Origin of the sequence: Streptomyces sp. NPDC048584 (genome assembly GCF_043199595.1) — a bacterium.
Lineage (GTDB): Bacteria > Actinomycetota > Actinomycetes > Streptomycetales > Streptomycetaceae > Streptomyces > Streptomyces edwardsiae.
This window is the reverse complement of the sequence record NZ_JBICWF010000001.1, coordinates 75,398-94,342: the sequence shown is the minus strand read 5'-3', so window position 1 is coordinate 94,342 and position 18,945 is coordinate 75,398. Positions and strand designations below refer to the sequence as shown.

Genomic DNA, 18,945 nt, shown 5'->3' with positions numbered 1-18,945 from the left:
AGTGGGCCCATGAGCGATGAGAGTACGAAGGCGACGATCGAGGTCATCGGTCTGCGCAAACGCTTCGGGCCACAGCCGGCTCTGGACGGTATGACGTTCACGGTGCGGGCCGGTCGGGTGACCGGCTTCGTCGGCCCGAACGGCGCGGGCAAGTCCACCACCATGCGCGTGATCCTGGGCCTTGACGCGGCCGAGGAGGGAAAGGCCCTGGTCGACGGGGTGCCGTATCGCACCCTGCGTCGCCCGCTTCGGCATCTGGGGGCACTGCTCGACGCCTCCGCGCTGCAGCCGAGCCGCACCGCCCGTAACCACCTGCTGTGGCTGGCCCACTCACAGGGCGTGTCGGCCCGGCGGGTGGACGAGGTCATCGAGCAGGCCGGCCTGGGCACGGCGGCCCGGCGCAAGGCCGGCGGCTTCTCGCTGGGCATGCGCCAGCGCCTGGGGATCGCGGCGGCGCTGCTCGGTGACCCGCCGGCCGTCATGCTGGACGAGCCGTTCAACGGCCTCGACCCCGACGGCATCGTGTGGATGCGTGGCTTGCTGTCGTCGCTGGCCCGGCAGGGCCGCGCCGTCCTGGTCTCCAGTCACCTGATGAGCGAACTCGAAGACACCGCGGACCATCTCGTGGTGATCGGCCGCGGCCGGGTCGTCGCGGACACCAGCGTGTCCGAGCTGCTCGCCGAGGCGTCCGGCGGCCGGGTCACCCTGCGTACCTCCGCGCCTCCGCGCGCCGCCCAGGTCCTGCACGGCGCGGGCGCCACCGTTCTCGCCACCGGCCCCGACACCCTCCGCGTCACGGGCCTGCCCGACGAGGAGATCGTGGCCCTGCTCGCCCGGAACGGGGTGCCGTTCTCCCAGGTGTCCACGCACCGGGCGACGCTCGAGGAGGCGTACATGGAGCTCACCCGGGACGCGGTGGAGTACCGGGGCATGCCGGCGGGGGAGGCTACGCGATGACCGCCACCGTCACCCCTCGCCCCCCGGCCACGAGGCGCGCTGAGCGGAGTGGGTTCCTCAGGACGCTGCACGCCGAGTGGACGAAGTTCCGTACGGTACGTGGCTGGGTCCTCGCCATGGCGGGGGCGCTCTTGGTGACGATCGTGGTCGGCCTGCTCGGCACGGCCGCCCCCGCCCCCGGCGGTGGCGGCGCCGACTCCGCCTCGTACCCGAAGGGACCCGGAGGAGAGGCCGTCAACGACAGCTTCTACTTCGTCCACAGGACGCTCACCGGCGACGGCACCCTCACCGTTCCCCTGCGGTCGCTGACCGGTGTGACCGACACCGGGACCGGCAGGACGGCCCAGGGCGTCCAGCCCTGGGCGAAGGCCGGGATCATGGTGAAGGAAAGCCTCACCCAGGGAGCCCCGTACGCGGCGGTCATGGCGACCGGCGGCCACGGCGTGCGCATGCAGTACGGCTACACGCACGACACGGCGGGCCCTTCCGGCAAGGTCACCCAGGAGTCCCCGCGCTGGCTGCGCCTGGTCCGCTCCGGCGACATCCTCACCGGTCTCTCCTCCACCGACGGCTCCCACTGGACCAAGATCGGCCACGCGAAGCTGCCGAGGCTTGCGCGCACCGTGCGGGCCGGGCTCTTCGCCACGTCACCGGAGGCGAAACAGGACACAGCGGCGGGCACGGGCTTCAGCCCCGCCGTGGCCACCGGCGCCTTCGGCCGCCCCGGCCTCACCGGTGGCTGGTCCCGGGGCGCGTGGAGCGGTACACAGGTGGGCGGCGACGCGGGCACCTCCGGCAGCTACACGAACACCACCAAGGGCGGATTCACCCAGACCGACGGCGGCGGGTTCACCGTGACCGGCGCCGGTGACATCGCACCGGTCGTCGGCGGGCCCGCCATGGGGGTCGGCTTCACCGTCGAGAACTTCCTCGTGGGCACGTTCGCCGGGCTGATCGTGGTGATCGCCGTGGGCACGGTGTTCATCACCGGCGAGTACCGGCGCGGTCTGCTGCGTACGACCATGGCGGCGACTCCTGTGCGGGGCCGGGTGCTTGGTGCCAAGGCGCTGGTGGCCGGGGGCGTCGCGCTCGCCCTCGGCCTGGCCGCCGCCGCGATCACCGTTCCCCTCGGGGAACGCAGTGCGCGCGGCAGGGGCTTCCATGTCTTCCCCGTCACGTCGGCGACCGAAGCGCGCGTCATGGTCGGCACCGGCCTGCTCTGCGCGGCCACCGCCGTGCTCGCTCTCGGCGTCGGTGCCCTGCTGCGGCGCAGCAGCACGGCGGTCGCCCTGGTCATCGCGTCGATCGTGCTGCCCTTCCTGCTCGCCACCTCCGGCGTACTGCCCCCGGGCGTCTCGGAGTGGCTGCTGCGGGTGACCCCGGCTGCGGGCTTCGCCATCCAGCAGACCCTGCCGCAGTACGCGCAGGTGCTCAGCGTGTACGAGCCGTCGACCGGGTACTACCCGCTGGCGCCCTGGGCCGGTCTCGCCGTGCTGTGCGGATACGCCGCGCTCGCCTTCGGTCTGGCCGTGGTGCGGCTGCGCGGGAGGGACGTATGAGTCTCCCGAGCGGTGCACGCCTCACGAGCACGGCTGACGGCGCGTGGCGAGGGGTCTTCGGCCGCGCCCTGCGCGCGGAGTGGACGAAGTTGCGCACCGCGGGGGAAGTGGGCAGGTTGCTGCTGCTCGCCGTCGCGCTGACCGTGGCCGTCGGCTGCGGCACGGCCAAGGCCGTGAAGTGCCCGGACGCGGGGTGCGGCCAGGACGCCGTCAAGCTCGCCCTGACCGGCGTCACCGTCGGGCAGGCGGTCGTCGCCGTGCTCGCGGTGCTGGCCGTCAGCGGCGAGTACGGCACCGGGATGATCCGCACCACGCTCACGGCGGTGCCGAACCGGATCACCGTCCTCACCGCCAAGGCGGCGATCCTCACCTCGGTCGTCCTGGCCTCGGGGACGGCTGCCGTCCTGGCCTCCCTTCTCGCCGGCCGCCACATCCTGCCCGGCAACGGATTCACCGAGGCGCACGACTATGCCCCGCTCTCCCTGGCCGACGGCCCGACCCTGCGGGCGGCCGTGGGCTCGGTCCTCTACCTCGTCCTCATCGCCCTGATCGGCCTCGGCGTGGCGACGGCGGTACGGGAGGCGGCGACCGCCATCGGGATCGTGCTCGGGCTGCTCTATCTCTTCCCGGTCGTCACCCAGGTGGTAGACGACCCGGAGTGGCAGCGCCACCTCCAGCAGATCTCGCCCATGTCCGCCGGACTCGCGGTCCAAGCCACCGTCCGTCTGCACGAGTTGCCCATCGGCCCATGGGCCGGCCTGGGCGTGCTCGCCACGTGGGCCGCGGCCGCGCTGCTGGTCGGCAGCCTGCTGCTGCACAGGCGCGACGCGTAGCCGAACCGAGCCGACCGCGAGCACGGTGGCCGCGGGCCCCTCCCCGGCCAGGCGTGTCACCCGGCCGGCTGTGGACGCGGTCACTTCGCCGTGGCTTCGGGAGAACAGGGACTTGACGACGGCGGCGGCCCCATCGACACTCGCTGGGGAATCCTAGTGAATAGGTAGGGAAACATGAGGCGTGCTGATCCGGCCACCGCACGAGCGGGCCGTTCGCCTCTTCTGACCTCCCGTCGGCACATCGATCTGCTCCGCGTCTGCAGCGCCCTCAGGCCCCGGGGCTGACCCGGCGCCCCTCCCGCCCGACGGCGTCCGACGCGCACGCCTGCCCGCCCCCTCCGGGCGGACGACGGGATCGCTCGATCACACCCGCCGGCTTGACGCCGCTTCCGCCGTGCGCACCTCCGCGCCCGCTCCCGGGGAGAGTCATGATCGTCCCACCACCGGCCGCACACGTGTCCGACCTGCCCGCACCCGCCTTCCGCGGCCGCATCGGCAGGGACGCGCGCAGCGGCCACTACGCCGTTCCCGGCCGCTACCGCCTCCATCTGTCGACCGCCTGGCCCGACGGCCTGCGCATCGCCGTCCTCCACAGCCTGCTCGGCCTGGGCACCGTCTGTCCGGCGGCCTACCTGCCCGCCATGCCCGACTGCCCCGAGGGTGTCCACCCGGCTCTGCGTCCGCTGTACGAGGCGAGCGCCCACCGGTACACCGGACCGGCCGCCGCTCCGGTGCTCAGCGACGGCTGGTCCGGAAGGATCGTCAGCACCCACGCCCCGGACATCATGCGCGACCTCGCCCACAGGTTCGACAGCGACCGTCCCTCGCCCTACCCGGGCGGCGCGGAGTCGGAGATCGAGGGCGTCGAGCGGATGTGCGCGCGGGGCATCGAGGAGGCCGCCCAGCGCGCCGGTGCGGCGGGCGGCGAGCAGGCGGAGCGCGACGCGGCACTCGGGACGCTGCTGGAGGCGCTCGGTGCGCTGGAGCGCCGGCTGGCCGGGCGGATGTATCTGATCCGCGAGGAAGTCACCGCCGCCGACGTCGAGTTGTGGGTCACCCTGGTCGAACTCGACACCGTGCACCGCAACCACCTGGACGCCTCGGCCGTCCGGCGCATCGCCGGCCACCCGACCCTGTGGACCTACGCCCGCCGTCTGACGGCCCACCCGGCGTTCGGCGCCCACCTCGACCTCGACGGCATCGAACGCCGTCATCACGCCCGCTGCCAGGGCCTGGAGGCCGCCGGAGCGGCGGTCCGGATCCTGGACTGGGCGGCACACGCGGCCCGTTAGACGTTCCACCGGACGGAGGCGGCGTCGACCTGCGTCCCGGCACCGCCCCGACACCCGGTTCGTCGGCTCACCGGGCCGAGGCCCGGGAACACACCGCCGTACCTGCTCTCAGCATGTGAAATCCCCCCGGGGTGTTCTTGACCGGCCTGACTCTCCCCTGGTTCGATCTACGGTATGAAGCGACAGGACCTCACGCGGCGACGCCATGTCGACCTCGCGCGTGTCTCCAGCGCCTTCTGTCGCCGTCGCGTCTGAGCGCACCCGAGGGAACCCCTGAGGGGAACCCTCCCACTCGCTCCCTCCCTGACTTCCCCCGTGCATTACGGTCCTGACGCATGTCCGTGATGACGTCGGACTTCCCGCACACGCCACCCCGGCACGTCTGATGTCCGCGGAGCCCTTTCCCCCTGCCCGCGTGGCGCGCCGCACCTGGAACGACGAACCGAAAGGTCCTCGCATGGCCACGATCCTGTCCGTCTCCGCAAGCCCCTCCGCCACCTCCCGCACCGCCCGGCTGCTCCGCCACCTGGACGCGCGGCTCACCGCCCAGGGACACGAGGTGATCGTGCTGGACGTCCGCACCCTCCCCGCCGAGGCGCTGCTCGGAGCCGACTTCGGCCACCCGGCGATCGTCCGCGCCGGCGCCCTGTTCGAGCAGGCGGACGGCGTGGTGATCGGCACCCCCGTCTACAAGGCCGCCTACTCCGGGCTGTTGAAGTCGCTGCTCGACCTGCTCCCGCAGTACGCCCTGGCCGGCAAGACGGTCCTCCCGCTGGCCACCGGCGGCACGACCGCCCACGTCCTCGCCATCGACTACGCCCTGCGCCCGGTGCTCGCCTCCATGGGCCCCGCACACATCACCCCGGGCTGGTTCACGCTCGACAAGGACATCACGGTGGCCGACGACGGCACACTCACCGTCGCACCGGGGTCGGCCGAGGCGCTGGCCCAGGTCGCCGACCAGTTCTCGGCCGCGCTGGGCGGCCGCACCACCTTGCTGGCGGCGACCGGATGAGCAGCGGATGCCCGTCCCGCGCGGTGGCGGAGGCCGGGGCGGCCCGGAGACGAACGGGGCCCAGGGCCTGTCCGGCGGATCAAGTCGGAGGAAACCGGCGGCGCCTTCGCCGCCCGGGTGAGCGGGGTCGGGTGCGTGCGGCCGTACGACGGAGGAGGGAGCCGACGCGACGGGGCCACCTCCCCAACCGTTCGGGCAGCGGCAGTGGGGAGTGCCTGCCAGGCCCCGGCCGGGATTGATAGCGTCGAGGTGTGCCGAGCCGCCCGACCGGGAGGAAGCCGATGTCCCCGACGATCCGCAGGGCCGTGATCCCCGCCGCCGGTCTCGGCTCCCGCCTGCTGCCCCTGACGAAGGCGACACCGAAGGAGATGCTCCCCGTCGGCGACAAGCCGGTCATCGAGCACACCGTGCGCGAACTGGTGGACTCCGGCATCACCGACATCACCATCGTCGTCTCCGGCGGCAAGAGCCTCATCCAGGACCACTTCCGCCCCAGCCCCGCCCTCGTCGCACAGCTCCGCGAGGACGGCAAGACGGCCTACGCGGACGCGGTGGAGGAGATCGCGGAGCTGGCCCGCCGGGGCCACATCACCTACCTGGACCAGTACGGCCCCTACGGCAACGGCACCCCGGTGCTCAACGCCGCCCGCACGTTCGGTGACGAGCCGGTCCTGGTGCTCTGGCCCGACGACGTCTTCGTCGCCGAGGTCCCCCGCGCCCAGCAGCTCATCCGCGCCTACGAGCAGACGGGCTGCCCCGTCCTGGCCCTCATGCCGATGGACCCCGCCGAGTCCCAGCGCTACGGCGTCCCCGTCGTCAAGGAGGACCTCGGGGACGGCCAGCTGAGGATCACCGGCCTGGTGGAGAAACCGGAGCCCGCCGCCGCGCCCTCCTCGTACGCGGCCATCGGCGGCTACGTCGTCACGCCCGGCATCATCGACGAACTGCGCGAGCAGACCCGCCGCTGGTACGAGCACCGCACGGGCGAGGTCTATCTGACCGACGCCATCAACGCCTACGCCACCACCCGCGCCGTGTACGGGCAGGTCATCAAGGGCCGCTGGTACGACACCGGCAACCCGGCCGACTACCTCGTCGCCCAGATGGCGTCCGCCCTCGCACACCCGGAGTACGGCCCCGTCCTGCGCGGCCTGGTCGCCCGGCTCGACGCGGAGCGGGACACCTGACCCCGGGACGCCCGTGACACCGCGGCGCACCTCACGTACCGGCGACCTTCACACCCGCGCCATGGCACCCTTCCCTGACGTTCGTCACCCCTGAAACACTCCTCTCGCGCGCACCCCGACACTGTCCGGCACCGTCCGAGAGGCCTCATCCATGCCCGAAGTCAACCGGCGCCGATTCCTCCAACTCGCGGGCGGCACCACGGCGTTCAGCGCCCTGTCCGCGAGCATCGAGCGGGCCGCCGCACTTCCCGCGAACCATCGCTCCGGGTCGATCGAGGACGTCGAGCACATCGTCGTCCTGATGCAGGAGAACCGCTCCTTCGACCACTACTTCGGCAGTCTCCGCGGCGTCCGCGGCTTCGGCGACCCGCACCCGGTGCGCCTGGACGGCGGCAGGCCGGTGTGGCACCAGACCAAGAGCGACGGCACCGAGGTCCTGCCCTTCCGCCCGGCGGCCGACGACCTCGGCATGCAGTTCCTGGAGGGGCTGCCGCACAGCTGGCCCGACGGCCAGGAGGCCTACCACGACGGCAGGTACGACCGCTGGCTGCCCGCCAAGGGCACCACCACGATGGCGTACCTGACCCGTGAGGACATCCCCTTCCACTACGCGCTCGCCGACACCTTCACCGTCTGCGACGCCTACCACTGCTCCTTCATCGGCTCCACCGACCCCAACCGCTACTACCTGTGGTCGGGCCACACCGGCAACGACGGCAGGGGCGGCGGGCCGGTCCTCGGCAACGAGGAACTCGGCTACGACTGGACGACGTACCCCGAGCGGCTCGAAGGGGCCGGGATCTCCTGGAAGATCTACCAGGACATCGGCGACGGACTGGACGCGACGGGCAGTTGGGGCTGGATTTCCGACGCCTACCGCGGCAACTACGGCGACAACTCCCTGCTGTACTTCAACAAGTACCGTGACGCCGAGCCCGGCGACCCGCTGTACGACAAGGCGCGCACCGGCACCGACGTCAAGAACGGCGACGGATACTTCGACCGGCTCCGCGCGGACGTCAAGGCCGGGCGGCTGCCGCAGGTTTCGTGGATCGCCGCGCCCGAGGCCTTCTCCGAGCACTCCAACTGGCCGTCGAACTACGGCGCCTGGTACATATCCCAGGTCCTGGACGCGCTCACCTCCGATCCGGAGGTGTGGGCGAAGACCGCGCTGTTCATCACGTACGACGAGAACGACGGGTTCTTCGACCATGTGGTGCCGCCGCTGCCGCCGAAGTCCGCGGCGCACGGCCGCTCCACGGTCGACGTGTCGCTGGACGTCTTCGAGGGCAGCGCCACCCACCGCGAGGGGTTCTACGGGCTCGGCCCGCGTGTGCCGATGCTGGTCGTCTCGCCCTGGAGCAAGGGCGGCTACGTCTGCTCCGAGACGTTCGACCACACCTCGGTGATCCGGTTCATGGAGCGCCGCTTCGGGGTGCGCGAGCCGCAGATCTCGCCGTGGCGGCGGGCGATCTGCGGTGATCTGACCTCCGCCTTCGACTTCTCCCGCAGGGACGGCCGGCAGGCCCGGCTGCCGGACACCGACGCGTACGAGCCGCCGGACCGGAACCGGCACCCCGACTACCGGCCGACGCCGCCGCTGGACGCGGGGATGCCCCGGCAGGAGCGGGGGGTGCGGCCGGCACGGCCGCTTCGGTACGCGCCGGCGGTGGACGGTGCGGTGGACGCGGCGACCGGCCGGTTCACGCTGACCCTCGCGTCCGGGGCGCGCGCGGGCGCGGCGTTCCTGGTCACGTCCGGGAACCGTACGGACGGGCCGTGGACGTATACGACGGAGGCGGGCAAGTCGATCGCGGACACGTGGAACTCGGCGTACTCGGGGGGTGCGTACGACCTGACCGTGCACGGTCCGAACGGGTTCCTCCGCGTGTTCCGGGGGTCGAACGGGGTGGCGGGGTGCGAGGTCACGGCCCGCCACACCGGGGAGGACATCCGGCTGACGTTCGTCAACGAAGGGGAGGAGGCGGTACGCCTGCGGGTGTCCGACGCGTACGGTGCCGCCCACACCGCGGTGACGCTGCGCCCCGGTGGGAGGACCCACCGCACGGTCCGGCTCCACGCGAGTCACCACTGGTACGACCTGACGATCACGTCCCCGTCCGACCCGACGTACCTGCGCCGCTACGCGGGCCACGTGGAAACAGGCCACGCTAGCACCAGCGACCCGGCCCTGTCCCCAGCCTGACCGCCCCAGCGGCCACCCGCCCCGTCCCCGCTGCGGGCCCCGCGCCGCCCCAGCCGCAGCCGCGGTCGATTCTCCCGCCCCAGCGGCGGGCAGTCGTGCCGCTGGGGCGGCACGGGTGGGCGCAGCGGCACCCCGCAAGCGCGCGTAAGCAGACCAACCCCCGCTCAGCCCCCACACGCGTCAGCCTGCACAGTGCAGCGTGAGGTGCTGGGGGGGGGTGACCGGGGGGAGTCACGCAGCCCGGCGTGAGTGGGGTGCTGTCGTGCGTACCCGTGCCGCCCTGCGGCGCGCCTGACCGCGGCCGGCGGCGTGAGCGGGGATCGCGGGTGCTGCGGCGCGATCCGCAGCGGCCGGCGATGGAATCGTCGTGCGGTCGCGGGCCGGCGCAGGCGCCGGTATGCCGGGGGAGCTCGAGGGGTGGCTCAGCAGGAGGACGCCGCGCGCCGCGAGTGCCGCGCCGGTGAGCGCCAGCAGAACCCCCGTCACCCCGCCGTTCAGGCGTTCGCCTAGGAGGGTGGTCCCCAGAACCGCCGCCGCCAGCGGGTTCGCCAGCGTGACCACCGCCAGCGGCGCGCCCAGGCCGTCGCGGTAGGCCGTCTGGGACAGGAGCAGACCGCTCACCGCGAAGGCAGCCACCAGAACCGCCACCACGACCACCTCCGGCAGCGGACCGGACCCGACCATCACCGTCCGAGTGAGCGCCGACGCCACCCCTGACGCGATCCCCGACGCCGCCGCGTGCCGCAGGCCGGGCCGGGTGCCCGGCCAGGACAGCAGGCCGATCAGGGCCGTCGTACCGCCCGCGACGACCAGCACCTCCCGCGCGCTCAGCGCATCGTCCGGCGCCGGCCCGGACGCCGTCACCAGCACCGCCGCCAGCCCGGCCACCGTCAGCGCCGTACCCCGCCACTCCACCGCACGCACCCGCCGCCCCGCGAGCCGCGCGCCCATCGGCACCGCCGCGACCAGGGTCAGCGCGCCCAGCGGCTGGACCACGGTGAGCGGGCCGTACCTGAGCGCCACCACGTGCAGCAGCGCCGCCGAGGCGTTCAGCGCGACCGCCCGCCACCACGCACCGTCGCCCAGCACCCGCAGCGTGCCGCCGGACCGGGAGGCCAGCCGTTCCTGCGCCACCGCCGCGGCGGCGTACGCGACGGCGGACACCAGCGACAGCAGCACGGCCACGAGAACGGCGCTCACCGTCCCGCCCCCACGAGCGCCCGCCGCCCCACCGGCACATGACGGGCCCGGATGATCCGCCCGGCTCCCCCGGAAGGCCCCCTCGGCACCCGCAGCAGCACGAGCGCCGCTCCCAGCAGCACCGTCGCCACGACCGCGTCCAGCCAGAAGTGGTTCGCCGTCCCCACGATCACCAGCAGCGTCAGCAGCGGATGCGCCAGCCACAGCCCGCGCCACCGCGCGCGCGTGGTGACGATCAGCCCGACCGCGACCATCAGCGCCCACCCGAAGTGCAGCGACGGCATCGCCGCGAACTGGTTCGACAGCCCGTCCGTCGCCGGCGGGCCGTACACCGACGGCCCGTACACCCGCGCGGTGTCCACGAGCCCCGTCACGGCGAGCATCCGGGGCGGGGCGAGCGGGAACGCCAGATGCAGCACCAGCGCGGCGGCGGTGACCGTCGCCAGCACCCGCCGCGCCCACACGTAGTGCACGGGGCGGCGCAGATAGAGCCAGACCAGGAAGGCCACGGTGGCGGGGAAGTGGACGGCCGCGTAGTAGACGTTCGCCGCGTGCGCGAGCCCGTCGCCGCGCAGCAGCAGGGACTGCACCGCACCCTCGCCCGGCAGGCGCAGTGCCCGCTCCAGGTCCCACACCTCGTGGCCGTTGCGGAACGCCGCAGCGGTGTGGCCGGACGCCAGCCGCCGCCCGAGCTTGTAGACGAGGAAGAGCGCCGTCACCAGGAGGAGTTCACGGACGAGCGGCGGGCGCGCCGCCGCGGCGCGCCCTACCGCTTCAGGCTCCTTGCGGGCATTCATCCCCCGGCCCTTCCACCGACCGTCTCATCGATACGGGTCCGTACCGATACGCCAGTGTACCGATACGGTCGCGTACCGGTACACTGGCGTATCGATGAAGTGGGTCTCACCCGAGAGGCAAGGAGCCGAGCCGATGACGTCGCAGGACGCGGACCGACCCGGGCCGGTCGGAACCTCGCGCCGCTCCAAGATCACGCCGGAGCGTGAGCGGGAGTTCTTCGACGCCGTGCTGGACCAGATCCGCGAGTGCGGCTACGACGCCGTCACCATGGAGGGCGTCGCCGCCAGTACGCGGTGCAGCAAGTCCACCCTGTACCGGCAGTGGCGGACCAAGCCGCAGTTCGTCGCCGCGGCCCTGCGCTCCAGTCGGCGGGCGCGGTTCGCCGGTATCGACACCGGCAGCCTCGCCGGTGATCTGCGCGAGGCGGCGCGGTGCGCGGGGGAGTGGTCGCCGAAGGACACCACGCTGCTCCAGGCGCTGGGGCACGCGGTCACCCAGGACCGGGAGCTGGCGCAGGCGCTGCGCGAGGCGCTGGTCGACCCGGAGATCACCGCGCTGGAGGAGATCCTGCGGCGCGGCGTCGACCGCGGGGAGGTCGCCGCGGAGAACGCGGCGCTGGAGTACATCCCGGCACAGCTCTTCGGCGTGCTCCGGGTCCGCCCCATCCTGGACGGGCGGAACGCGGACCCGGACTATCTGATCCGCTTCGTCGAGGCCGCCGTACTGCCGGCGCTCGGCCTCGAATGAGACGCAGGCCGCCGCCGACGGCATGACCGTACGGCGGGGGTCTGACCGCGCCGCACCGTGGGGACGGGGGCGGCGCTCACGCCGGCCGGGTGGGACACCTCTGAGCGGAGGGTGTCCCACCCGGCCGTCGTCCGTGGGGCGTCAGACGTCCTGGCCGCTGCCGCCGCCCGACGACACCTCGATGCCCTTCGTGATCTCGTCGAGGACGGACTCCTTCTGGTCGGTGTCCACCCCGAAGCGCACCACGACGATCTGCCGAGGCTGCGCCGGGGACGGGAAGGCCAGCGACTGCACATACCCGTCGGAGCCCTTGCTGGTGACCGCCTTCCAGCGCACCAGATAGCCCTTCTGCCCGGCCACGGTCACGGCCTTGGACGCGAGGACATCGTGCGAGGTGATCTTCCCGTACGAGTCGCCGCCGTAGCTCTGCTCCGCGTTGGCGGTGATGTCCTCCTTGGCGACCTCCTCGGCGGTGGTGCCCTTGAGCCCGAACGCCAGGGCCGGCGCCGAGTACGCCCCGCCCTTGGTGCAGGTCTTCGAGGTGTCGCCGGGACAGTCGTACGCGTTCTTCGACGTCACCGAGGCGCCGACCTCCAGCTCCTGTCCGTACCAGCCGTCCGGGATGGGCAGACTGATCCCGCTCAGCCCGTCGGTCACCGACCCGCTCTCGATCCGCGGCGCCTCGGATCCCTCGGGGCCCGGCTCGTCCCCCTCGGAACCGCCGGAACCGCCGGAACCGCCGGAACCGCCGGACCCGCCCGAGCCCCCGCCGGACCCGCCGCCCGAGTCGCCGAACGGCCCGCCGTCCCGGCCGTCCGGACCCTGTGAGGCCGCGTTTCCGCCGCCCCCGCCGTCGTCCGTCAGCGCGTACACACCCACACCGATACTCGCCAGCACGGCGACGGCCACCGCCACGGCTATCCCGTTGCGCACCCGCCGGCTCCGTCCGGGCGGGGGTGCGGCGGGATACGCCGGATAGGCCGGATATGCCGGCCCGCCCGGCGCCGGAGGACCCCAAGGGGCGGCGGCCTGCCCCACCGGACGGACCTGCTCCGTCCAGGCCCTGCCGTCCCACCAGCGCTCGGTGGCCGGCCCCTCATTCGTCTGCCCGGGGTCGGGGTACCACCCGGGAGGAGTCACCTGCGTCATGCCCCCACCGTATGAGGCGTCGGTGAAAGCCGGATGAGAGAGCCCCGTCACACCGCCGCGCGGCCCACCCGGAAATCTCCATCTCCCCTGCCCTTGACAGCTGTTGACCAAAGGGAACCCTGGTCGGGAGCGGTATGCGTCGACTTCCGGCGTCCATGTCACCCTTCACGGCAACACGTGCCACGAGCAGGCACCGCTCGGACGGCCGGGGGACTACGCTCGACCTCTGTACGTCATTCGGGCGACTCGGGGAGGTAGCGGGATGACGGAGGTACGGCCCCCGGGCGCCCCCACGGCGGGTCTGTGGGAGCGCGACGAGGAGGTCGCCGCCATCGCGGGGGCCATCGACACGCTGTGCGCGGACCGCTCCTCGCCGGGCAGTCTGCTGGTGCTCCGCGGCGAGGCCGGATTCGGCAAGACCGCGCTGCTCGCCGAGACCCGCCGCATCGCCGAACAGCGCGGCTGCACCGTGTGGTCGGCCCGTGGCGGCGAGACCCTGCGCTCCGTCCCCTTCAACGTCGTCCGCAGGCTGCTGCAGCCCGCCCTGGTGTCGATGCTGCCGGAGGAGGCACGGGAGTACCTCGGCGACTCGTACGGCATCGCGGGCCCCGCCCTCGGCATCACCGACCCCGGCGAGGGTCACGCCGACCCGCAGGGCGTGTGCGAGGGACTGGTCGCCGCGGTGAGCCGGCTGGCCCGCCGGGACTGGCCGCTGGTCCTGCTGATCGACGATGCCCACTGGGCCGACCAGGAGACCCTGCACTGGCTGGCCGCCTTCGCCGAACGCCTCGCCGACCTGTCCGTCCTCGTCGTGGTCGCCCGCCGCCCCGGCGAGATCTCGGGAGTGAGCGCCGGCCACCTCGACGCCGTCGCCGCCGCGGCCGACCGCCCCGTCACCGTCCTCAGCGCCCTCACCCCGGAGGCCGCCGCCGGACTCACCCGCGCCGCCCTGGGCACTCACGCCGACGCCGCGTTCTGCCGTGAGGTCTGGGCCGTCACCGGCGGCAACCCCTACGAGACCGTCGAACTCCTCGCCAAGGTCCAGGACAGCGAACTCGAACCCGTCGAGGCCCACGCCGGTGAACTGCGCGACCTCAACCGCTCGGCCCGCGGCGGCGGACTCGTCGCCCGCCTCGAACAACTGGGCATAGACGCCACCCGCTTCGCCTGGGCCGCCGCCATCCTCGGCAACGACATCACTGTCGACCTGGTCGCCGAACTCGCCATGCTGAAACCCGACTCGGCCGCCCGCTGCGCCGAACTCCTGCGCAGCGCGCGCATCCTGACCACCCCCGACCCGTCCGGCGCGGGCCGCGGCACACCCGGCGACCTCGAGTTCGTCCACCCCCTGATCGCCACCGCCGTCTACAACTCCATCCCCGACGCACTGCGCCGCGCCATGCACGGCATCGCCGCCCGGATCGTCACCGACTCCGGACGCGGCGCGGCGGCGGCCGCCCGCCATCTCCTCGAGGTCCACCCGGACGACGACGAGGAACTGGTCTGGCAACTGCGCGAGGCCGCCCGCGAACATGTCGCCGTCGGCGCCCCCGACGCGGCCCGCCGCTGCCTGGAACGCGCCCTGGAGGAGCCGCCCCGCCCCGAGATCCACGCCCATGTCCTCTACGAACTGGGCTGCGCCACCTTCCTTACCGCGCCCGCCCGCACCATCGGCCATCTGCGGGCCGCCCTCGGCATGCCCGGCCTCGACGGCGACCGCCGGGTGGACGCCGTGGTCCGGCTCTCCCAGGCGCTGCTCCACAACAACCAGATGGACGAGGCCGTCCGCACCGTCGAGGCGGAGGCCGCCCGTCTGGAACCCGGCCCCGGCCAACTGCGCCTGCGGGCCGTGCAGTTCATGTGGGAGGGCCTGCTCGCCGGGGAGGCGGGCGCACCCGGCCGCTCCGAGCGGCTGGCCGAACTCGCCGCCACCTGCACCGGCCGTGACAACTCCGAACGCGTGCTGCTGATCCTGCGCGGCTTCGACGCCATGATGCGCGGTGAGAACGCCGAGGAGATCGTCGAGGTCTGCGACCGCGCCCTCGTCAACGGGCGCCTCGCGCCGGGCCTCGGCTGGACCGACTCCGAGTGGGGCGTCGAACTCCTCCTGATGCTGGCGAGTTCCTACGCCTACACCGACCGCCTCGACCGCGCCGAGAGCCTCTACAACGAGGCCCTGCGCGCCTACGACACGGCGGGCTGGAGCGGCGGGCACCTGGCTCTCGCGCACGCCTATGTGGGCCTCGGGCACCGCCGGCGGGGCCGGCTGGAGGCGGCGGAGACCTCACTGCGCGAGTCCCTGCGCCTGGCCGAACGCGTGGGCCGCGGGCTGCCCCTCTACTGGACGGCCACCTGCAACCTCGTCGACACCCTGCTCGCCCGCGGCCATGTCGACGAGGCGTGGGAGGTCGCCGAACGGCACGGCTTCGCCCCGCCCTACCCGTCCACCGTCGTGCTGCCCGACCCGCGTTCGGTACGCGGCCGGCTGCTGCTGGCCGTCGGCCGCACCAAGGACGGAGTCAACGAACTGGAGGCGGCGGAGAAGGCGGCCGCCGCGCGCGGCCACCACCACCCGGTACATGTGTTCTGCGCCGCGGATCTCGCCCGCGCCCTCGTCACGGAGGACCCGGTGCGCGCCGCCCGGCTGGCGGTCGATCTCCGCCGACGGGCCGAACGCCTCGGCACGGACACCGCGATAGGCGAGGCCCTGCGGGTCGCCGCCGCTCTGGAGACCGGCCAGCGCGCTGTCCGTCTCGCCGCCCAGGCGGTCACCTACCTGGAGTCCTCGCCCTGCCAGTACGAACACGCCGCGGCCCGTGTCGAGTACGGCATCCTCGCCCGCTCCGTCCCCGACCTCGAACGCGGACTGGCCCTGGCCCGCGCCTGCGGCGCGGACGCCCTGGCGGAGCGGGCCGCACAGGAACTCGGGACGGGCGTGGGGCCACGCTAGCGCCCGTGGCTACTCGTCCTCTTCCGCCAGGACCCGCTGGGCCGTCGCGAACGCCGAGTTGGCCGCCGGGACCCCGCAGTACACGGCCGTCTGGAGCAGCACCGCGCCGATCTCCTCGGGGGTGAGCCCGCCCCGGCGCGCCGCGCGGACATGCATGGCGAGTTCGTCGTAGTGGCCGTGCGCGACCAGCGCCGTGAGCGTGATCATGCTGCGTTCGCGGCGAGTGAGGGTCGGGTCGGTCCAGACCTCCCCCCAGGCATAGCGGGAGATGAAGTCCTGGAAGCGGGCCGTGAACGGCGTCTGCCGCGCCTGCGCCCGGTCCACGTGCGCGTCGCCCAGCACCTCCCGGCGCGCCTTCATGCCACGCCGGGCGGTCCCGTCGAAGTGCGCCCGCAGCGCCGTCAGTACCGCCTCCGGCCGCTGCGCGGGCGCCAGGTGCGAGGCCCCGGGGAGCTCCACCAGCGTGGCGTCCGGTACCGCGTCGGCGATCTCCCGCAGATGCCCGGGGGGTGTCGCCGGGTCCTCCCGGCCCGCGATCAGCAGCGTCGGCACAAGGACCTCGGCCAGCCGGTCCCGCAGATCGAACGCGGCGAGCGCGTCACAGCAGGCGGCGTACGCCTCCGGGTCGGCCTCCCGGTGGTCCCGGACCAGCCGCGGCACGGTGAAGCCGGCCGTGAACCAGCGGGCGTCCGCACCGTCCGCGAGGCCGCCGAGCCCTTCGCGCCGCACCCGTGCAGCCCGCTCCCGCCAGGGCCCGGCGCCGTCGAAATGCGCCGAGGAACAGATCACGGCCAGTGACGACAGCCGGTCCGGGTGGTGCACGGCCAGATGCAGCCCGACCGCGCCGCCCAGCGACACACCCGCGTACGCGAACCGCCCTATGCCGAGCGTGTCGGCGAGCGTGAGCACCAGGGAGGCGAGGTCGCCGACGGTCGCACCGGCACCGATCAGCCCCGCCGCCGAACCCCCGTGCCCCGGCAGATCCCAGCGGACCACCCGGTGTCCGGCCGACAGTTCGGGCGCCACCCTGTCCCACAGGGCGTACGACGTGCCGAGCGAAGGCCCGAGCAGGAGCGGGGGAGCCGAAGCGGCGCCCTCTTCACGGTGGTTGAGAAGTCGGTCGGTCAACGTCGCTCCAGAGCGCGGTCGGTGAGGGCTCCGGCGGAGCCGGTGTAACGGGCGGGGTCGATCAGCGGGGAGAGGTCGACCTCCTTCAACTCCTGCTCCTCGGCCAGCAGTTCACCGAGCTCGCGGCCTTCTTCGTACGCCCGCCGGGCCGCTTGGGTCAGCAGTTCCTTCGCGCGGGAGCGGCCGAGGACTGGAGCGAGTCCGGCGGAGAGCCGCTCGGAGACGATCAGTCCGTGGGTGAGGCCGAGGTGTCCGCGCATGACCTCCGGGTACACCCGCAGCCCTTCGGTCAGCTCGGCCGCGTCCCGGGTGGCTCCGCCCACCAGGCGGAGCAGATCCCGCAGCGGCTCCCACTCGGCGTGCCACGCCCCGGCCGGCCGCTCGTCCTCGGCGACCAGGGAGCCGTACAGCGTGGCCGCGAGCTGCGGTGCCCGCCGGGCCGCGGCCGCGATCAGCGTCGAGCGGACCGGGTTCGCCTTGTGCGGCATGGCCGAGGAGCCGCCGCCGCTGCCCTCGGCGACCTCCGCGATCTCGGTACGGGACAGGGTGAGGACGTCGGCCGCGAGCTTGCCCAGGGCGCCGGCCGCGAAGGCGAGACACCCTGCCAGGTCGGCGACCGGTGTGCGCAGGGTGTGCCAGGGCAACAGCGGTTCCGCGAGGCCGAGTTCACGGGCGTACGCGCCCGGCAGCGCGGTCGGGTCCCCGGCGCCGTACGCGGAGAAGGCGGCCAGTGTCCCCGCCGCGCCGCCGAGCTGGGCGGGCAGCGAGCCGCGTACCGCCGTCACCCTGTCCCGCGCGTCCAGCACCAGCGACCGCCACCCGGCCGCCTTCAGCCCGAACGTCGTCGGTACGGCGTGCTGGGTGAGCGTCCGGCCCGGCATCGGCGTGTCCCGGTGCCCGGCGGCCAGCAGGGCCAGGGCCCGCTCGCAGCGGTCCAGGTCGGCGAGGACCGGGCGCAGGGCGCGATGGGCGACCAGCATCATCGCCGTGTCCATGATGTCCTGGCTGGTCGCCCCCCGGTGCACATACGGGCCGTGCTCCTCGCCGGCCGCCCGGGTCAGCTCCGCGACCAGCGGGATCACCGGATTGCCGCCGCCCCGCGCCCGCGCGGCGAGGGACGCGATGGCGAACCGGGCCGGGTCGGCGGCCTCCGTCACCGCCGTCGCCGCCCGCTGCGGGGCGAGCCCCAGCGCGGCCTGGGCACGGGTCAGCGCCGTCTCCGCGTCGAGCAGCGCCCGCAGGACCGCCGTGTCCGCGGTCTCGGCGGCGGCGGGGGAACCGGCCCACCCGGGGGCGAGCAGACCGGTGCCGTGATCGGCTGATGTCACTGGAACTCCAGGAAGACCGTCTCGCCTTCGCCCTGAAGGCGGATGTCGAAACGGTACGTGCCCGCGCCCTCCGCGCCCGCGACCAGCGTGTCGCGGCGCCCGGTGTCGAGCCGGGACAGCAGCGGGTCCGCCGCCAGCGCCGCCTCGTCGCCCGGCAGATAGATCCGGGTGAACAGATGCACCAGCAGACCACGCGCGAACACGCACACACTCAGATACGGCGCGCTCCGGCCGCGCGCTCCGGGGCGCAGCGTACGGACGTACCAGTGGCCGTCCGCGTCGGTCTGGATCCGCCCGAACCCGGTGAACTCCACGCCGTTGCGGCCGAGGAAGCCGCCGCTCGCCGGGTCCCGCCGCATCGAGCCGTCCGCTGTCGCCACGTTCCCCTCGGGGTCCGGCCCCCAGATCTCCAGCAGCGCGTCGGGAATCGGCCGGCCCTCGCCGTCGTACACATGGCCGTGCACGGTGACGGTGTCCGGATGCCCGAGCGGTGCGATGTCCTCGCCGCCGGGGAACGGCAGCGCGTAGCCGTAGAAGGGGCCGACGGTGTGCGAGGGGGTGGGCAGCGCGTTGTCCGTGTCGATGCGCGTCATGGT

The 18,945-nt window shown here is 73.5% G+C and carries 17 protein-coding genes; 11 read left to right on the top strand and 6 right to left on the bottom strand.

What is annotated here, in order from left to right:
* The first annotated feature begins 9 nt into the window (after positions 1-9).
* From ACGFR9_RS00435 to ACGFR9_RS00395, 9 genes are all read left to right on the top strand, one after another.
* The gene (locus tag ACGFR9_RS00435) at positions 10-957 is read left to right on the top strand and encodes an ATP-binding cassette domain-containing protein (protein WP_393201347.1); all 948 of its coding nucleotides are present in this window, start codon (positions 10-12) and stop codon (positions 955-957) included.
* Positions 954-2,516 carry an ABC transporter permease subunit gene (locus tag ACGFR9_RS00430; protein ID WP_393201344.1) on the top strand — a complete coding sequence of 521 codons (1,563 nt, stop codon included), beginning with the start codon at positions 954-956 and terminating at the stop codon, positions 2,514-2,516. The genes ACGFR9_RS00435 and ACGFR9_RS00430 overlap by 4 nt, the downstream gene beginning before the upstream one ends.
* Positions 2,513-3,349 carry an ABC transporter permease subunit gene (locus tag ACGFR9_RS00425; protein ID WP_393201341.1) on the top strand — a complete coding sequence of 279 codons (837 nt, stop codon included), beginning with the start codon at positions 2,513-2,515 and terminating at the stop codon, positions 3,347-3,349. The genes ACGFR9_RS00430 and ACGFR9_RS00425 overlap by 4 nt, the downstream gene beginning before the upstream one ends.
* A 174-nt stretch (positions 3,350-3,523) precedes the next feature.
* On the top strand, positions 3,524-3,634 hold the full coding sequence (locus tag ACGFR9_RS00420; protein ID WP_393201338.1) for a putative leader peptide: 111 nt from the start codon (positions 3,524-3,526) through the stop codon (positions 3,632-3,634).
* A gap of 143 nt (positions 3,635-3,777) precedes the next feature.
* Positions 3,778-4,641 (top strand): glutathione S-transferase C-terminal domain-containing protein, encoded by an 864-nt coding sequence (locus ACGFR9_RS00415; RefSeq protein ID WP_393201335.1) that lies wholly within the window; start codon positions 3,778-3,780, stop codon positions 4,639-4,641.
* Between the two features lie 174 nt (positions 4,642-4,815).
* Positions 4,816-4,896 (top strand): putative leader peptide, encoded by an 81-nt coding sequence (locus ACGFR9_RS00410; protein WP_369016194.1) that lies wholly within the window; start codon positions 4,816-4,818, stop codon positions 4,894-4,896.
* Positions 4,897-5,098: 202 nt separating this feature from the next.
* Entirely contained in the window at positions 5,099-5,656 is a 558-nt protein-coding gene (gene ssuE, locus ACGFR9_RS00405; RefSeq protein ID WP_393201332.1) for an NADPH-dependent FMN reductase, read from the top strand.
* A 281-nt stretch (positions 5,657-5,937) separates the two neighbouring features.
* Positions 5,938-6,843 carry a UTP--glucose-1-phosphate uridylyltransferase gene (locus ACGFR9_RS00400; protein WP_393201329.1) on the top strand — a complete coding sequence of 302 codons (906 nt, stop codon included), beginning with the start codon at positions 5,938-5,940 and terminating at the stop codon, positions 6,841-6,843.
* A 151-nt stretch (positions 6,844-6,994) separates the two neighbouring features.
* Positions 6,995-9,049, top strand: coding sequence for a phosphocholine-specific phospholipase C (locus tag ACGFR9_RS00395; RefSeq protein WP_393201325.1), 2,055 nt, complete (start codon positions 6,995-6,997; stop codon positions 9,047-9,049).
* Positions 9,050-9,280: 231 nt separating this feature from the next.
* Here the strand turns inward: ACGFR9_RS00395 and ACGFR9_RS00390 are convergent, their stop codons facing one another.
* Both ACGFR9_RS00390 and ACGFR9_RS00385 read right to left on the bottom strand, forming a co-directional pair.
* Positions 9,281-10,249, bottom strand: a complete 969-nt coding sequence (locus tag ACGFR9_RS00390) for a DMT family transporter (protein ID WP_393201322.1) — start codon at positions 10,247-10,249, stop codon at positions 9,281-9,283.
* Positions 10,246-11,046: a phosphatase PAP2 family protein gene (locus ACGFR9_RS00385; protein ID WP_393201319.1), complete on the bottom strand. Its 801-nt coding sequence runs from the start codon at positions 11,044-11,046 to the stop codon at positions 10,246-10,248. Before ACGFR9_RS00385 ends, ACGFR9_RS00390 begins: the two co-directional genes overlap by 4 nt.
* Positions 11,047-11,179: 133 nt before the next feature.
* On the opposite strand from ACGFR9_RS00385, the gene ACGFR9_RS00380 reads away from it, so the two are divergent.
* Positions 11,180-11,794 carry a TetR/AcrR family transcriptional regulator C-terminal ligand-binding domain-containing protein gene (locus tag ACGFR9_RS00380; protein WP_393201316.1) on the top strand — a complete coding sequence of 205 codons (615 nt, stop codon included), beginning with the start codon at positions 11,180-11,182 and terminating at the stop codon, positions 11,792-11,794.
* Between the two features lie 141 nt (positions 11,795-11,935).
* Here ACGFR9_RS00380 and ACGFR9_RS00375 read toward each other — a convergent pair whose 3' ends face one another.
* Complete coding sequence (locus ACGFR9_RS00375) at positions 11,936-12,943, bottom strand: DUF2510 domain-containing protein (RefSeq protein ID WP_393201313.1); 1,008 nt, start codon at positions 12,941-12,943, stop codon at positions 11,936-11,938.
* 262 nt (positions 12,944-13,205) lie between these two features.
* On the opposite strand from ACGFR9_RS00375, the gene ACGFR9_RS00370 reads away from it, so the two are divergent.
* Complete coding sequence (locus ACGFR9_RS00370; RefSeq protein ID WP_393201310.1) at positions 13,206-15,893, top strand: ATP-binding protein; 2,688 nt, start codon at positions 13,206-13,208, stop codon at positions 15,891-15,893.
* Between the two features lie 9 nt (positions 15,894-15,902).
* On the opposite strand, the gene pcaD is transcribed toward ACGFR9_RS00370, so the two are convergent.
* Genes pcaD through pcaG form a run of 3 tightly spaced genes read right to left on the bottom strand, consistent with a single transcriptional unit; the run spans position 15,903 to position 18,942 of the window.
* Positions 15,903-17,021 carry a 3-oxoadipate enol-lactonase gene (gene pcaD / locus ACGFR9_RS00365; RefSeq protein ID WP_393201307.1) on the bottom strand — a complete coding sequence of 373 codons (1,119 nt, stop codon included), beginning with the start codon at positions 17,019-17,021 and terminating at the stop codon, positions 15,903-15,905.
* A complete protein-coding gene (gene pcaB / locus ACGFR9_RS00360; protein ID WP_393201304.1) occupies positions 17,018-18,349 on the bottom strand; it encodes a 3-carboxy-cis,cis-muconate cycloisomerase in 1,332 nt (443 codons plus the stop codon). The genes pcaD and pcaB overlap by 4 nt, the downstream gene beginning before the upstream one ends.
* Positions 18,346-18,942, bottom strand: coding sequence for a protocatechuate 3,4-dioxygenase subunit alpha (gene pcaG / locus ACGFR9_RS00355; protein ID WP_393201302.1), 597 nt, complete (start codon positions 18,940-18,942; stop codon positions 18,346-18,348). The genes pcaB and pcaG overlap by 4 nt, the downstream gene beginning before the upstream one ends.
* Positions 18,943-18,945: the final 3 nt, after the last annotated feature.

Bases quoted from the DNA above. Each gene is read 5' to 3' on its own strand.
- ACGFR9_RS00435 (WP_393201347.1), top strand. From the start codon at position 10: ATGAGCGATGAGAGTACGAAGGCGACGATCGAGGTCATCGGTCTGCGC.
- ACGFR9_RS00430 (WP_393201344.1), top strand. From the start codon at position 954: ATGACCGCCACCGTCACCCCTCGCCCCCCGGCCACGAGGCGCGCTGAG.
- ACGFR9_RS00425 (WP_393201341.1), top strand. From the start codon at position 2,513: ATGAGTCTCCCGAGCGGTGCACGCCTCACGAGCACGGCTGACGGCGCG.
- ACGFR9_RS00420 (WP_393201338.1), top strand. From the start codon at position 3,524: ATGAGGCGTGCTGATCCGGCCACCGCACGAGCGGGCCGTTCGCCTCTT.
- ACGFR9_RS00415 (WP_393201335.1), top strand. From the start codon at position 3,778: ATGATCGTCCCACCACCGGCCGCACACGTGTCCGACCTGCCCGCACCC.
- ACGFR9_RS00410 (WP_369016194.1), top strand. From the start codon at position 4,816: ATGAAGCGACAGGACCTCACGCGGCGACGCCATGTCGACCTCGCGCGT.
- ssuE (WP_393201332.1), top strand. From the start codon at position 5,099: ATGGCCACGATCCTGTCCGTCTCCGCAAGCCCCTCCGCCACCTCCCGC.
- ACGFR9_RS00400 (WP_393201329.1), top strand. From the start codon at position 5,938: ATGTCCCCGACGATCCGCAGGGCCGTGATCCCCGCCGCCGGTCTCGGC.
- ACGFR9_RS00395 (WP_393201325.1), top strand. From the start codon at position 6,995: ATGCCCGAAGTCAACCGGCGCCGATTCCTCCAACTCGCGGGCGGCACC.
- ACGFR9_RS00385 (WP_393201319.1), bottom strand. From the start codon at position 11,046: ATGAATGCCCGCAAGGAGCCTGAAGCGGTAGGGCGCGCCGCGGCGGCG.
- ACGFR9_RS00380 (WP_393201316.1), top strand. From the start codon at position 11,180: ATGACGTCGCAGGACGCGGACCGACCCGGGCCGGTCGGAACCTCGCGC.
- ACGFR9_RS00375 (WP_393201313.1), bottom strand. From the start codon at position 12,943: ATGACGCAGGTGACTCCTCCCGGGTGGTACCCCGACCCCGGGCAGACG.
- ACGFR9_RS00370 (WP_393201310.1), top strand. From the start codon at position 13,206: ATGACGGAGGTACGGCCCCCGGGCGCCCCCACGGCGGGTCTGTGGGAG.
- pcaG (WP_393201302.1), bottom strand. From the start codon at position 18,942: ATGACGCGCATCGACACGGACAACGCGCTGCCCACCCCCTCGCACACC.